The organism is Thermodesulfobium narugense DSM 14796, from assembly GCF_000212395.1.
GTDB classification, from domain to species: domain Bacteria; phylum Thermodesulfobiota; class Thermodesulfobiia; order Thermodesulfobiales; family Thermodesulfobiaceae; genus Thermodesulfobium; species Thermodesulfobium narugense.
On record NC_015499.1, the window covers coordinates 1,130,330 to 1,145,138 of the forward strand.

Genomic DNA, 14,809 nt, shown 5'->3' on the forward strand with positions numbered 1-14,809 from the left:
TAACAGGATATTTTCTAAATAAGTAATGTACAAATTTTTCTTTAAATGGATCAATATTGGCAATACAGAAGAAAATTTGAACCGGACAAATGAACCATTGTCAATAAGAAATTTAAGTTGCATAATCTAAAATAATCAATTTCAGTTTATAAATTTCAGAATAGCTTAACTGTATCTAAAAGAATTTGAGGTTAATATTACATGTAAAAATTTTCATAAGATTGGACTTAGTCGAAGAAGTTACTTAAATAATATTTGATAATATGTTTAAATTCCTACGTAAAAAAATCTAAATTCGTCTTTAAATTATTTCCAAATTTTGTATACCTCTCACTATCACTTATTATTCTATCCAATAACACCGCTGTTCTCGGATATTTGATTTTAAATTCACTAGCAGAAAGTTTAAACCTATCACGCTCTCTTTCATCACTTGTACCTAAAGGTTTTAAAACATTAGCCCTTTTGTTGAAAATCGTAACAGCAATGCTATCTTCAAGATCAGCACTTTCAACCTCTTCTAATATTTCTCTAACAGCTTTGTGAGGCCAGTAACCATCTTCATCGAAAGAAGCATTGGACAAAATACTCCCTATTATAGAATCACAAAAACTTAGAATATTTTCTTGCTTACACATATCTCTTGCACGCTTCACCCAATTAATAAGCTTATCCTCATCAATATTTTCTCCAGTCTGACCAGGTAATTCTTCTATTAAATTAAATAAAGAAGGTATATTTTTTGCAAAATTTTTCATTTGATCGTCAGATAGACCTAAACGATTTTCTTTAATTGTAGTATCATATTTAGTTCTATTTATTAAAATTAAATAAACAAAAAACTCTGGGTCACTTAAAATTTTTTGTATTAAAGCTATTGGCTTGATTTTTAAATTGGTTTTGAATTTTGTAAAGTAAGAAATATAAGAACTTTCAAGGTATATTAATCTTTCCGGACTGATTTCAGAGCTTTTCTGAAGATAATTAAAAATTATTTCTATGTTAGCCCCATTGATTCGACCAAATTGTATTAACTCAAAATTTTTTTTCGCTACTTGTTCAAGAATTTTCGCAAGAAAATCTTGATTAAAACTGCATTTTAGATTTATATATAGATAGTAAGCTATAACATCTAAGGCGTCTATAGGCCTCTCGCTTTTTATTAATTTTTTTATACAGCTTTCTATATCTTCTTTTGAACTGCTAAATTGGTAGTAACAGTTCGTTACTTTCCAATAATTGTCTTCAATATCTTTTTGCAAATTTTGCATAAACGCTAAAACTTCCGGCTCTGGCGGAAGGCAAAGACAAAACTTTAGCCACTTATCATTGTTCCAAGAATCTTTATATTTTTCATAAGTACTCAGTAAATAATTTGAAATTTGTTTATAATTTGCAAAAACAAAAGCTTTTGCAATATCGCTAAATTTTTTATCTTCAGAGTCAAGCCATTGAAGAACTTTATCTTCAATTTGATTAAAAAACGATAATTTAGTCAATAATTGCCCAATTATATAACTTGAATTAATTTTTTCAGGCTCAGTCATTTTCCATTTAAGTCTTGTATTTCCACGAATATCAATCATTTTAATAAGCTCTTGTATTCCCTCAAACCCTTTTCTATCCCAAATCTCCTGTAATGCTAGTTTTCTTTTATTTTCAATAATATCCTGATACATTGTTATATCAATATCAGGTTCACATATAAGTTCATATTCATATTTCTCGAAAAGAATTTTATTTTTAAGAATAGGATTATTATAAACTAATTTATTTATGAGATCATCAAATATTTTAATAATTTCTTTAGGAAATACCCGTACCGAACCATTATCTCTTTTTTGTTTACAAACTAATTTAAATAAACTTTCATAAATCATTGTTTTGTTTTCAAACAGCATTTCATCTATGTTTTTATATAACTTTTCGATTAAATCTAAGATGGTACTTTCTGTAAAAAACTCTAAATTTTCTATAAGATCTGCTATATATTCTCCATCATTTTCATTTGCAAACTTCCAAATGCGATTAGCAATTCCAGAAATATAATATGAATAGTCATTGTTACTTACTGTAGGTTTCCAATCCTTAGCCCAATCTCTAAAGGATGGTTTTTGTAATTTTGTCGGAATTTCTAACGTAGGTTTTGGAAATAATGACAAAAGCAATCTCCACGTTATTTCTGGTTCTTTTTTTAAAAGCAAATCAAGAAGATCTAATTTCTCTTCCACTGTTAGCTTGGTTTGAGGATAGGATCCTAAAAAAATCATTCTTAGACTTTCAAAGGATTTATTATCTACCTTATCGTCAGGATCTAATCTTGAAAGTCTTTCCAATATAAGAACAACTCGAGCTACATAGTCTTTGTTCCAGGATAATACTTCCAATGCCCAAAGGAGCCCTTCATATAAACTAACACTAGTAAAATCCTCTCTTTCATCAAACAATTCTTCTATAAATGTATTATCATCTCCCTTCAGTTTATTTTCTATCATTTTAAGAAAAATATCTGGAGATGCTTCTGCAAAGTATAAGAGCAAACTTGATAAAGAATACCATGTTAAAAATGTGGAATCTTTTAATATTTTTTCTATCCAATTTGAAACTCTGTCTTCAATTAAATAAGTACCAATATTTTTTAGGACAGTATCTGTATAGACTGATAACATCACTAACATCTCTGCAATATTTTTCCTTAACATATTAGAATGAAGGAAAACCCGTTGTGAATCTGTCTCTTTTAAAATTTCAACAGCAATTTCCCCAAATTTCTCAATTATTTTAGTATCAATATATGGGGAAAGCAATTTCCACATATCAAAACGGGATACTACCTGCCATTGCGTTCCAAATTTTCTTACAGGCGGGTCATCTTCTATTGACCACTTATGTAAACTTTTTTCAAGATCCTTATAAGACGCTCCAAATAATTCTTCTACCTCTTGTCTATCCCAATCGTTCCCTTCATCCCAAGCTCCAATTAATAAAGCTGTAATAAGAGAATAATCATCAGATTTAGCCCATTCAGGTTTTTTAACTTCTTTAAGCAAACGCCAAAGAGGCATTAAAAATCCTTTGGCATTAGAAACCAATTCTTCAGCATTTTCCTTATAAATTCCCATTTCAATAAGTGCGTCAATTAAACTACCTCTATTTGGTCTTGGGAGTTCAAATTCAATGCCATTGCTTTGAAATTTTCTATTTGGATTTGATTCAGGTTTTATAACCCAGTGCCCTTTAGAAACTGCCAACTCCATATTTACAAGATCATCGAAAAAAGGAATTAAAATCAAGAAATTTTTGCTTTCAACTGCATAAGTCCATTCATTAGAATCCTTTATTATGAGAACTCGTGAAGATAACTCTTCAACTTTTGATATAGATGCTATAGCAAAAGCATATGCTTCATCCTTTGACATACCAAATATTTTTATTAATTGTGGCTCTGACTTTAAACTTTCTATTAAATTTCTTTCATATTCAAATCTTCCAGCTATAAAAAAATCTGGAGTTAACGAATATTTTGTTGTAATGCTCAATTCATCCCATACTTGCCATATATCAAACGCATTTTCTGGACGTTTATTTAATCGTCTTGATAACCATCTGTGAACAGCCAAACATTGATGAAGCCATTCTGCCAAATCAACAGCATCTAAACATCTTACATCTTTCCACTTTTTTTCCTTCTTCTTTTCTTCTTCCCAATTAATCTTTTTATTAAATATGCGGTTAGTAACAAAAACAAAAGTAGAATTCGCTCTATCTTTATCATGCAGATCTTCTTCTGATCTTTTTTTATAATCTTCATCTGCTTTTTGCTCTGGATTCTTGTTAGTCCCAATTTCCCAAAAAGATTTTCCTTCAGGAACAAAACTATTACCTTTCGCAACTTCTAAAATACCATCAAATCCCATTAATGAAATACTGTCTCTAGACGGAAAGCGCATATATCGAATATATTTTGGATCAATACTTGCATAAATCAGGTTTTTTACCAACAAAGGTAATTCCTCTTGTGCTCTTCGAGGCTCCTTTTCAGACCAAAAAACTATATCGTTTGCATTCACATACCAACCACCGCTCATATGTTATATTGTAATACTTTTGTAAAATATTATATACACATTAATTTATTCATAGCAAATAAACATTATTGTTCAATAACGTACAGAATATCCAATTAGATTATATATTCTGTAAATTCACATTTTAACTGCTAGTGATACTATAAATTACCAATTTTTACAAAAGTTTTTATATTTCAAATACGCTACCAGCGCTTGCAAAGAAAAATCTATCTTTGAGCTTGTTATACAATTTTGCTCCAACTTCCATGCCCGTGCAATGAGAGGCACCCAATTTCTGTATATTGTATTTTTCTATTACTTCAAGGACACTATTAATCTGCTCTTGTGAAGCAAAGCCTAAGTGGGTTCCTCCTATTACAGCATATATTTCTTTTTTACCTGTTTTATTTATAAAGTGATTTAGAATATTTATTATGCCAGCGTGAGCACAACCCAATAGAACCACAAGACCTTTTGGCGTTTCTATAGCTAAAGAAAAATCATCCCAAATCTCATCTTGGACCAAATCGCCATTGGCGTTTACAACTTTCATTTCTTTATCAATTTTCTCAAATTTTGTTTTACGTTCAACTTCTCCAGATGAAAAAATACCTTTTTCTATCTCTGTAAATTCTTTATGAAAATTAAATTTAACGCCCAGACTTTCAAGATAAAATTGACTAAACGGAATACCTATATACCTTCTTGTATTGCCAATTGACCAATATCTATTAGAAAATATGTCTGGATGTGAGTATGTTTCAATTGGGGCTTTAAATTTTAAAAGGTCTACAATACCACCTACATGATCGTAATGCCCATGAGATATATACAAAAACTTTACACTGCTTAAATCTTTTTTTAAAGCAATCGAATTATTTAACAATGCCTTGCCTTGTCCAGTATCAAATAAAAAGTTGAAGTTAGGGGTTTCTACAAAAGCGCTAAAACCATGTTCCCCAATAATGTCAAATGGAAGCACTACGCTATTTTCGGCTAAAATAGTAGTTCTTAAATCCATATTGGCGCCTCCTTTTTGAATCTTTTAGAAATTTTTTGTAATATTTTTTGTTATAGCTAACAAAAGTAAAACCTACAAATATAAACTTAGCTGATCATGAAAATTAAAGTACACTCAAAATAACATAATATTTATAATTGAGAAAGTATAGAAAGAATGATTTCTAATGTGTAGAATAGAAGAGTTATTTTTTAGGTCAGATATTAATTCAGATATTAATTTAGAACATCTCCCTTATTTCATCTAAGTTTTGAACCTTGATAGTGGCTTTAAGTATTTTTCTTAACCTTTCCCTATCTTTTGTTTTTTTCACCATTAGTTTTATATCTCTTGGGACTTTATCAAATTTGGCTTCAATGGCATCTAAAAGTAAATCCTGGGCTTCAATAATCATACCCTCTATTTTACCTTTCTCCATACCTTTCTCCATACCTTCTAATAGTCCCTCTTCCTTACCTTTTTTAATGCCCTCTTCTCTTCCTTTTTCTATCCACTTCTCAATTACAGGTGCCATCTTATCACCTCCTACAGTAGAGTCTAATATAGTTTTTATTTCTTCTTCTTCCAGGTCATTTACAGTTGTAATATACATCAAGTATATCAAAAACTTGTCTAAATCTAAATCTTTTACGATATAGAGTATCTCAGAATATTTATTTAAGTCTTTGCCTAAAAATATGAATTTAAACAGCAATAATGCGCTTAGAAGACATTTGTTATTTATGTTAAGGCGAAATCTCTCTTCTTCAATTTTATTTGTGTCTATCAGGATATACTTAAAAGCAGGCAGATAATCTTTATAGATATATTTTTCTTCAAATAGATCTGAAAAATCTATAGGTTTGTCCCAATTTGTTTTTCCGTGATAGAAAACTACTGGAATAATTGGCTCTATTGGCCTTTTGTTTTTCATATCCTCTTCCCATATTGCAAGCATATATGAGAGTATCTGGATATTACTAAAGCTTCCCGTCTCTGATTTGTGCTCCAGTAGATAATACACCTGGGCTGAACTGGTCTTTGTCTGAAATCTAAAAGCTATGTCTAAATTAAACCTTTTATACTTCTTTGAAATCTTTTCCTGTGTTTATATGTGTCAAGTGCAATCCTAAAATGCACCATTACGCGGCTCAAAACTGCACCACTTTTAGCTGTTAATTTCCTGTGAACTAAAGTCAATTAATCCTGCCTTTCTCTTCTGTCTTAGTCTATAACTATCTCCCTTGATGTTTATGATATAACTGTGATGAATAAGTCTATCTAGTATAGCTGTAGTTAAGCCTTCATCATTGTTGAAAATCTCTTTCCATCTGATAAAAGAAAGATTTGTGGTTATTAATATAGAGCCCGTCTCATATTTCTTGTTAACTATCTGAAACAGTAGGTTTGATTGTTTCTCATTGAGCTTAAAGTATCCAAACTCATCAATAATAAGCAGCCCTGTAAAATTTATAGACTTCTTTATGTATTGCTCCAGTCTATTTTGAGATAGTGCAGTATCTATTTGTATAATCAAATCAGCCATTGTTACGAACTTTGTCTTTATCCTCTTCTGTGTAGCAGCATAACCTATAGCTACAGCAAGATGAGTTTTTCCTACACCAGGAGGCCCAATAAGGAGAATGTTTTTTGTCTCATCAATAAACCTCATTGATAGAACTTCATTTATCAGTGTTTTATCAACTGATGAAGATGAAAAATCAAAGGTGTCTATAGTTTTTATCTTTGGAAAACCTGCAAACTTCAGCATAGTCTGTTTTGCTCTTTGATTTCTTGCTTCATATTCAGCTTCAAGCAGAAGACAAAGGAATTCAGCAAAGGATAAACTCTCTTTAGCTGCTTTATCTGCAAGAAAACTATAGTTTTCTAATATGCCCTTTAATTTTAGATTTATGCAGTATTCTTCTATCCTTGAATTAAGCATAGTTGTCTTCTCCTATTAAGAGCTTTTCATACTCAGAAAGGTTTGTGTAGTAAGGATGAAAGCTTTTGTCCATGTAAACTTCTTTCTTACTGTTTTTATTACTATCTTTAATATTATTTTTATTACTATCTTTTTCACTTACAAATAGATTATTTGGTACTTTACTTAAATAACTTAGTTCCTCTTTTAACATATCAAAGGGTTTTTTGTTTGTTGTTGCATGAATCCTGTTATTTGCACTGGTAAGCCAGGAAAATATATAGGCATTTAAGAGATCTGGTGTTATATCTATTGGCGTATTCTTTAGCTTTGCCTTCAATGGTTTATAAAAGTTATTTTTTAGATATAGATTGAATCTTTCAACCTTTCCCTTGGTTTTAGCTCTGTAGGGCTTACATAGTTTTGGTATAAATAGACCTTTGGAAAAATCAAAAAATTTGTTGTTAAAGCCATGTTCATTTTGCCCATATTTATCTCTTTGAATTACTACAGATTTTAGGTTATCATAGAGTATAGTCTTTGGTATCCCGCCAAAGTAGTCAAACGCTTTTATGTGGCAGGATTGGAATGTGTCCTGCCACATGTTGTCTGTAAAGTAAACAAAAGCTGCTCTTGAATAGGATAAAACCATAACAAAAGCATAGATTGGCTTCTTTCCACTTCTAACAGTTGTCCAGTCAACTTGAGCTTGAAAGCCTTTATCTGTGAGGTGTTAAGGATGGAAGACTGGGTAACAATAATTAATCTGAAGAAACGTAATCCAAGTATGGGAACAAGAAAGATTGCAAAGATTCTGGGAGTATCTCGCAATACTGTAAAAAGGGCTCTTAAGAGTGAAACCTATCCTTCCTATGAGCGGGAAAAGATGGTTTACAAGGAACTTGAACCATTTCATGAGTTTATCAAAGAGGCTTTTGTCTTTAAAAGACAACGAGTATCTGCAATCATATCTAACCTGAGATCTAAAGGCTACAATGGCTCTAACATAGCTGTTTACCGTTACATTAATGAACATTTCAAAGAGTTAAAAGGATATTTCTACAAAAACATACGAACCATATGAAACATCTCTTGGTGAACAAATGCAATATGAAAGGAAAAGCAGAAAAACCATTTGACTTTATTGAGCACAACCTTATCAAAAATAATAATTTTTGATTCGTTTGAAGATTTTTATTTTAAGCTGAAGAGATTTCAAGAGGAATTTAATAATCTTTATCACAGCACTATTAAGGGAGTCCCTAATCAGTTCTTTGAAATAGAGAACTTTTAATTTCTTGCCTGAAAAAGAGTTATTTTTATCATCATTTCTTGAATCAAGAAAAGTAACTTTAGATTGTCTAATAAGCTACAATGGTAACAGATATTCTGTACCGCATTATTTTTCAGGTAAAGAGGCTTGGGTTATGTGTGCTTAATATAAAAATGTTATTTATGGTATAATACTAATATTAATTAGAATAATCTAAATTTAAGGAGGTTGTGGGATGTTAAGGGAAAAAGATTTGGCAAGAGCAAAGATTTCTATTTCAAAAGAGGAACTATTAACTGAAACTGGTTCCTACGATCACAGCATGCAAAGACGTTGGATTGGAAAAGATCTTAAGTTAATTAAGTACAGCATGAAAAGTTCAACTATGTTTGATGGAGAGTCTAAATCTACTGAAGCAGATTCTTAACTAACCTTGGTCCACGTCAACTTAGCTGACGTGGACTTTTTTAAGAAAGGGGATCTAGTTGTTATTTATATTTTCTACCACATATGATACAACAGTAGATCTTTTGGTTTATTATATTGGGTCAGATAAAGTTTTTAGATTTAATACTGATATTTATAAGGATTATAAAATTTTTATAGATGAAAATTCATTTAGAATTGAAGATCCTACAGGGAGAAGCATTACAAATAAAGAAATAAAAAAGGTATTATATAGAAAACCTCTAAAAGTGAAGGATATCTTTCCTGAAGAAAATTTACCGACTGAAGAAATATATTACGAGAAAGAAGTCTGGTATGTGATGAGAGAAATGATTAACCTTCTCTGGTCTGAAGAGAAGATCGTTTTGGTCGAGCCCCTTGTGGACTATAGAGTAGGAAAATTTGTTCAGCTAAGATGTGCAAAAAAATATTTTAATGTGCCTAAATTTATTTTTAGATATGGTATTGATAAGTTATTAAGTACAAAGGGTGAAGTGATTATTAAAAGCTTAACATCAGAACCAATTTTTGATGATGGATCAGTTATTTTTGCTACAAAAGTAAAACAGGAAGAGTTGGATATTAGTTGTCCATGGTTTGTTCAGGAATATATTCATTCTCAAAAGGATATTACAGTTGTTTTTGTAAGAGATGAGATTTTTGCTTTTGAGCTTGATAGGACTGTTTTTCTTGATAAAACTATTGACTGGAGAGAGTTATCGGTTGATGTTACTACTGATATGTGGGCTGAACACAAACTTCCTGATTATATGAGAAATTCTATTTTTTCTTTTATGATGGATTTGAAACTTCACTTTGGTAGGTTTGATTTTTTGTACAATAATAATAAATATTACTTTTTAGAAATAAATCCTAATGGCCAATGGGCATGGTTAGATTCTGAACGAAAAAATAAGTTGTTAGATAAAGTCATCAATGAGATATCTCCTGACACGCCTGTTTATAGTATACCCTACTTAAGATAGATGATAGAAGTCTCTAAATATTTTCTTAGATATAAAAAGATTATTTTTTTTATATTTCTTCAAATTGTTATTATTCAAGTATTTCAACTTCTTAAACCATGGCCTATAAAGTATATATTTGATTATATTGTAGAAGAGAAAAACCTTCCCCTTTTCCATATAGATCATCTTCCTATTGATTTTCAACTTTTTGCTCTTTGTATAGCATTTGTTTTAATATACTTTTTATTAGGGGCTTTTGTATTAGCAAACAATATAACTAAAATGTCTTTTGGTAATAAAATACTGAACGATATTAGAATTGATGTTTTTCGAAAACTGCAGAAAGTTCAAATGTCTTACTTTAATAAAAAATCTGTTGGAGATCTTATATACAGAGCTATAAATGATACTCAAGCTATCCAAATTGTTGCAACGAAAATAATGTTTCCGCTTTTTTCTTCTACTATACTTCTTATTGGAATATTTATAGTAATATTCCAAATTAATAAAAAATTATTGTTTGTTTTCTTATTAACCATTCCATTTTTGTTTATTTCTATTTCTTTCCTGAATAAAAGTATTTATAAAATCTCAAATAATTTAAGAGAAAAGGAAAGTAGATTGCTTTCTGCAATTGAAAATTATTTAAATAATATTTTTGTTATTAGACTCTTTAATATGGAGGATATAGAGCATAAAAAACTAGAAGTTACAGGTCGTGAAGCCTTAAAATCCAATCTTCAACTTAACCTTTTTGAAACAATTCATGCATGGGTAGTTAACGTTTTGATTGCTCTTGGAACTTCTTTAATACTTTGGATTGGAGTTAGGCAGGTTTTGAATAGTGAGTTAACAATAGGAGATTTAATAATTTTTATTTCTTATTTAGAATCTTTATATGGACCTATTAATAATATTTCACAGAGTATTAGCTTGTATTACGAATCACAATCTGGAATTAAAAGAATTTTATCTTTATTAAACGAAAAAGAAATAATTGTAGATGGCAGAAAAGTAATAAAGGATAACTCTATAGAAAACATTGAATTTAAAAACGTTTATTTTTCCTTCGATTCAAAAAAATATATAATTAATAACGCTAATTTTAAAATCCTTCGTCATGAAAAAGTTGCTTTGCTGGGCAAATCTGGATCTGGAAAAACTACAATTGCATCTTTAATAGTTAGAATTATTGAACCTTCGATTGGAGAAATATTAATCAACAACCTTAATATTAAGGACATAAAGATAAAATCTCTTAGAGAGAATATTTGCCTGGTAACTCAAAGGCCAATAATATTCAATGGAACTATTTTTGAAAATATAAACTATTCGAATAAAAGTGGGACAAGATATGACTTAGATGAGATCTTGGAAATTGTTTGTTTGGACAGTTTTGTAAGAAATTTGCCAGATCATTTGGATACACAAGTTGGGGAAAAGGGCGCAAAGTTGTCTGAAGGTGAGAAACAAAGAATATCTCTTGCACGTGCGCTGCTTACAGATGCTGACGTGTTTATTTTTGATGAAGCTACTTCTGCTATTGACAAAGATACTCAAGATAAGATTTTTGAAAGAATTATGAAAAAATTTGAAGATAAGACTATTCTTTATGCTACTCATAGGCTTGAGAATTTAAAGTATTGCGATTACGTTTTGTTAATAAAAGAGGGGAAAATTTTAAAAGCTGATAAATCAAGTTTAAAAATTTAATAGTTGACTAAAATGATAAATTTTTATACAATAAAAGTTGAGTAAATTAGTAAACTATTTTGAAAAATAGAAATTAAGCAAACTTTTTAAAATAAGCATTAAGGAGGAATTAAGATGAAAAAATCTATTTATATGGATTATGCAGCTACTACCTTTGTAAGACAAGAAGTTTTAGATGAGATATTACCTTATTTTAAGGACTATTATTCTAATCCTTCATCCTTATATTCTTTTGCTGAAGATTCTAAGAAGGCAATTAAGTTGGCCAGACAAAGGGTTGCTAGTGTTATAAATTCTAAGGAGGAAGAAATTTATTTCACTTCAGGAGGTTCTGAAAGCGACAATTGGGCAATCAAGGGAATAGCTTTTGCCAATAAAGATAAGGGAAATCATATTATAACATCTCAAATTGAACATCATGCTGTATTAAATGCTGCTAAATTTTTGGAAAAAAATGGCTTTACTGTAACTTATTTGCCTGTAGACTCTGATGGTTTTATAAAATTAGAAGATTTGAGAAATGCCATTACGGATAAAACTATTCTCGTTTCCATAATGTTTGCTAACAATGAGATTGGCACTATTGAGCCTATATCTGAAATTGGAAAATTATGCAAAGAAAAGGGGGTTTACTTTCATACTGACGCGGTTCAGGTGGTGGGACATTTACCAATAGACGTTGAATCGATGAATATAGATTTATTGTCTATGTCTGGTCACAAGTTTTATGGCCCAAAGGGTGTAGGGGTTCTTTATGTAAAAAAAGGAGTAAAAATAGAAAATCTTATTCATGGCGGAGCTCAAGAAAAGGGGAAAAGGGCAAGCACAGAAAATGTGCCAGGAATTGTTGGTTTGGGCAAGGCTATTGAAATTGCACAAAGCGAACAAAATTTTGAGATTAAGCGCCTAACTGCTTTAAGAGATAAATTGATTGATGGCATTTTAAATAAGGTTTCAAATACAAAACTAAATGGTCCAACAGGAAATTTAAGATTGCCTAACAACGTGAATATTAGTTTTCTTGGTGTTGAAGGCGAAACGCTGCTTTTTGATTTAGACGATGCAGGAGTATTTGTTTCTACAGGAAGTGCTTGCGCATCGGGTTCTCTAGAGCCTTCACATGTTCTTCTTTCGATTGGGTTATCTCATGAGTTAGCACATGGTTCAATAAGGTTAACCCTAGGTTTGAATACCACAGAAGAAGATGTGGATTATGTTTTAGAAATATTGCCAAAAATTATAGAAAAAAGAAGGGCTATGTCTCCTATATGGAGTGAAATTGTTAGGAAGGAGGAAAAAATATCATGTACAGCGAAAAGGTAATGGATCATTTTAGAAATCCAAGAAATGTAGGTATTATCTCTGATGCTGATGGAATTGGTGAGGTTGGCAATCCTAGATGTGGTGACATTATGAAAGTGTACATAAAGGTCAAAGACAATATAATTGAGGACGTAAAATATGAAACTTATGGTTGTGCATCAGCAATTGCTTCTTCAAGTATTGCAAGTGAATTGATAAAAGGTAAAACTCTTGAAGAGGCTTGGAAAATTACAAACAAAGCTGTTGCTGAAGCGTTGGATGGTTTGCCGCCTATAAAAATGCATTGCAGTGTTTTGGCCGAGGAAGCTATACACAAAGCTATTAACGATTACCGTAAATCTCACAACCTTGAATTGTGGGAAGAAAGAACGCATGCTGAAGTAATAAAGGAACATCAATGTAATAATTAAAATTTTGATTATATAGAATCAAATAACCACCCTTAGATTCATATTATCAAGAATTTTGGGGTGGTTATTTAACATAAAGAGTTGTATGCTCAAGCTTCATTAGAAACACTTTTGAGTTTCTGATAGTAGTTCAGTTTAGTAACGTACAGAATTTTCTGTAAAAGTGAAATGATTATCAATAAAGAAAAATAGAAGGCCATCGTCCTCTGATAGAATATAAGTTAGCTAAACAAAAAAAATATCGGAGGGGACGATAACTAAATATATAATATTACCTTAGTGAATCAGAACAAAGCTAGTCAGATTTTTATGGAGCAAGATGAATCGTGGTCTACTGGTAATAAGTACTTTGATATGGATGAATATTGGCATAGGTAAGATTTATAATTTTGAAACAAGCCGTAATTATGTCAGAGGGCTAATTTACAGAAAAAATTGGACTTGATCTAATAAATTTAATTAATTTTTGTGTTAAAATTGACCATACAATAAACAATTTAGAGGATAAATTGACTAATTACGAAAAATTAACAATTTTTTCTATTATTTCTATCGGTTTTATTCTTGGTTTCGCAGGCTCAATTTTTCCTAATCAGAAAGATTTACTTATCTGGGCATCTTCAACTTCTTTTCAAATTCAAAGACTTCACATATTTTTCTTCAATTTAATTGCTGGAGGAACCACAATATTATGGTTTACAAAGAAAGAAATTAACTTTTCAAAAAGCACCTGGCTTTATTTAATCACATCTTTTATTTACGCTTTGAGCGCATTTTTAAATCTTTATACGATTTCATTAATTTCTGGAATTCTCTTAATTGTTATAGTTGAAAGAGTAAGAATCAAATATTTTGGCATATTTCCCAATGCTTTCTTTGATTATAAAGTCAGCGTTGGCAAAAAATTTCATCTTGCTTCCATACTTTGTCTTTCGATCGGAATTTTCCTTGCCCAATTAACAATTTTAAATAATTATTTTATTAAAATAATATCTCCAGATATATTGCCATTAAATTATTTTTATTTAGGTTTTTCTTTTCCGTTATCTTTAATAATTTTTTCAATTATTTACAATCTGATAGATAGTAACAGCACTACGAGCCTTAGGTTACAAAAAGAAGTTGGTTTCTGGTTGGTTAATCTTGGTGTTATTATATTTTTCGTGTTCATAATTTTTAAAATAGTTATTGGAGAATTAGTTTGCGCTAGTATATTAATAATATATATATTTTTTACATTTTATTTATTTATAAAAAATTCTCAATATTTAGAAAATAAAAAATTTTTGTTATCTGGTTTATTGTTTTTAACTATAACTTCTATTACAGGAGTTTTAATGATATACTTACAATTTTCTTATCCTGATACCCAAAGTTATCAGGTTTTAAAAAGCTTTTTGCTCCAAATACATGGCTATTTAGCCCTTTACGGATGGTCTCTCTCTGGCTTAATTGTAATAATTCGAAAATTATATGTTAATAATATATTCAAAAATAACACAAACATAATAATACATTGGTTTTTACTAACCCTCTTAGTACCTTTTGGAATTTTTAACTATTGGTTTGCCCTTTTAGCTGCATTTTTATTTACAGTTTATTTTTGGAAAGTTCTTGTAAAATAAATATAAACTATAAACAAATCATAATAATTATTTTTATAATCAAAACTTAATTTTTA

Annotated in this window: 12 protein-coding genes and 1 pseudogene; 8 read left to right on the top strand and 5 right to left on the bottom strand. The window is 30.1% G+C overall.

Annotated elements, in window-relative coordinates:
- Nucleotides 1-275: 275 nt before the first annotated feature.
- The 5 genes and pseudogenes from THENA_RS05660 to THENA_RS05680 form a co-directional block, all read right to left on the bottom strand.
- Nucleotides 276-4,088 carry a hypothetical protein gene (locus THENA_RS05660; protein WP_013756451.1) on the bottom strand — a complete coding sequence of 1,271 codons (3,813 nt, stop codon included), beginning with the start codon at nucleotides 4,086-4,088 and terminating at the stop codon, nucleotides 276-278.
- A 169-nt stretch (nucleotides 4,089-4,257) separates the two neighbouring features.
- Complete coding sequence (locus THENA_RS05665) at nucleotides 4,258-5,091, bottom strand: MBL fold metallo-hydrolase (RefSeq protein WP_013756452.1); 834 nt, start codon at nucleotides 5,089-5,091, stop codon at nucleotides 4,258-4,260.
- Nucleotides 5,092-5,311: 220 nt separating this feature from the next.
- Nucleotides 5,312-6,166, bottom strand: a complete 855-nt coding sequence (locus THENA_RS05670; RefSeq protein WP_083816151.1) for an Rpn family recombination-promoting nuclease/putative transposase — start codon at nucleotides 6,164-6,166, stop codon at nucleotides 5,312-5,314.
- A 72-nt stretch (nucleotides 6,167-6,238) separates the two neighbouring features.
- On the bottom strand, nucleotides 6,239-7,015 hold the full coding sequence (gene istB / locus THENA_RS05675; protein WP_013755463.1) for an IS21-like element helper ATPase IstB: 777 nt from the start codon (nucleotides 7,013-7,015) through the stop codon (nucleotides 6,239-6,241).
- Nucleotides 7,008-7,709, bottom strand: a pseudogene (locus tag THENA_RS05680) (DDE-type integrase/transposase/recombinase); the annotation flags it as partial. The pseudogene THENA_RS05680 and the gene istB, both read right to left, overlap by 8 nt.
- A 24-nt stretch (nucleotides 7,710-7,733) precedes the next feature.
- On the opposite strand from THENA_RS05680, the gene THENA_RS05685 reads away from it, so the two are divergent.
- From THENA_RS05685 to THENA_RS05715, 8 genes are all read left to right on the top strand, one after another.
- Nucleotides 7,734-8,078 (top strand): hypothetical protein, encoded by a 345-nt coding sequence (locus THENA_RS05685; RefSeq protein WP_041437953.1) that lies wholly within the window; start codon nucleotides 7,734-7,736, stop codon nucleotides 8,076-8,078.
- Nucleotides 8,079-8,292: 214 nt separating this feature from the next.
- Nucleotides 8,293-8,433: a Mu transposase domain-containing protein gene (locus tag THENA_RS10015; RefSeq protein ID WP_169309421.1), complete on the top strand. Its 141-nt coding sequence runs from the start codon at nucleotides 8,293-8,295 to the stop codon at nucleotides 8,431-8,433.
- Nucleotides 8,434-8,502: 69 nt separating this feature from the next.
- Entirely contained in the window at nucleotides 8,503-8,694 is a 192-nt protein-coding gene (locus THENA_RS05690) for a hypothetical protein (protein WP_013756453.1), read from the top strand.
- Nucleotides 8,695-8,752: 58 nt separating this feature from the next.
- Nucleotides 8,753-9,700: a hypothetical protein gene (locus THENA_RS05695; RefSeq protein ID WP_013756454.1), complete on the top strand. Its 948-nt coding sequence runs from the start codon at nucleotides 8,753-8,755 to the stop codon at nucleotides 9,698-9,700.
- On the top strand, nucleotides 9,701-11,395 hold the full coding sequence (locus tag THENA_RS05700) for an ABC transporter ATP-binding protein (protein ID WP_013756455.1): 1,695 nt from the start codon (nucleotides 9,701-9,703) through the stop codon (nucleotides 11,393-11,395).
- A gap of 114 nt (nucleotides 11,396-11,509) precedes the next feature.
- Nucleotides 11,510-12,718: a cysteine desulfurase NifS gene (nifS, locus tag THENA_RS05705; protein WP_013756456.1), complete on the top strand. Its 1,209-nt coding sequence runs from the start codon at nucleotides 11,510-11,512 to the stop codon at nucleotides 12,716-12,718.
- Nucleotides 12,700-13,128, top strand: a complete 429-nt coding sequence (gene nifU / locus THENA_RS05710) for a Fe-S cluster assembly scaffold protein NifU (protein ID WP_013756457.1) — start codon at nucleotides 12,700-12,702, stop codon at nucleotides 13,126-13,128. The genes nifS and nifU overlap by 19 nt, the downstream gene beginning before the upstream one ends.
- A gap of 509 nt (nucleotides 13,129-13,637) precedes the next feature.
- Nucleotides 13,638-14,753 carry a hypothetical protein gene (locus THENA_RS05715; RefSeq protein WP_013756458.1) on the top strand — a complete coding sequence of 372 codons (1,116 nt, stop codon included), beginning with the start codon at nucleotides 13,638-13,640 and terminating at the stop codon, nucleotides 14,751-14,753.
- Nucleotides 14,754-14,809 lie beyond the last annotated feature (56 nt).

What these genes read in the sequence shown, in the direction of transcription:
- THENA_RS05660 (WP_013756451.1), bottom strand. Translation starts at nt 4,088, where the DNA reads ATGAGCGGTGGTTGGTATGTGAATGCAAACGATATAGTTTTTTGGTCT.
- THENA_RS05665 (WP_013756452.1), bottom strand. Translation starts at nt 5,091, where the DNA reads ATGGATTTAAGAACTACTATTTTAGCCGAAAATAGCGTAGTGCTTCCA.
- istB (WP_013755463.1), bottom strand. Translation starts at nt 7,015, where the DNA reads ATGCTTAATTCAAGGATAGAAGAATACTGCATAAATCTAAAATTAAAG.
- THENA_RS05685 (WP_041437953.1), top strand. Translation starts at nt 7,734, where the DNA reads ATGGAAGACTGGGTAACAATAATTAATCTGAAGAAACGTAATCCAAGT.
- THENA_RS05690 (WP_013756453.1), top strand. Translation starts at nt 8,503, where the DNA reads ATGTTAAGGGAAAAAGATTTGGCAAGAGCAAAGATTTCTATTTCAAAA.
- THENA_RS05700 (WP_013756455.1), top strand. Translation starts at nt 9,701, where the DNA reads ATGATAGAAGTCTCTAAATATTTTCTTAGATATAAAAAGATTATTTTT.
- nifS (WP_013756456.1), top strand. Translation starts at nt 11,510, where the DNA reads ATGAAAAAATCTATTTATATGGATTATGCAGCTACTACCTTTGTAAGA.
- nifU (WP_013756457.1), top strand. Translation starts at nt 12,700, where the DNA reads ATGTACAGCGAAAAGGTAATGGATCATTTTAGAAATCCAAGAAATGTA.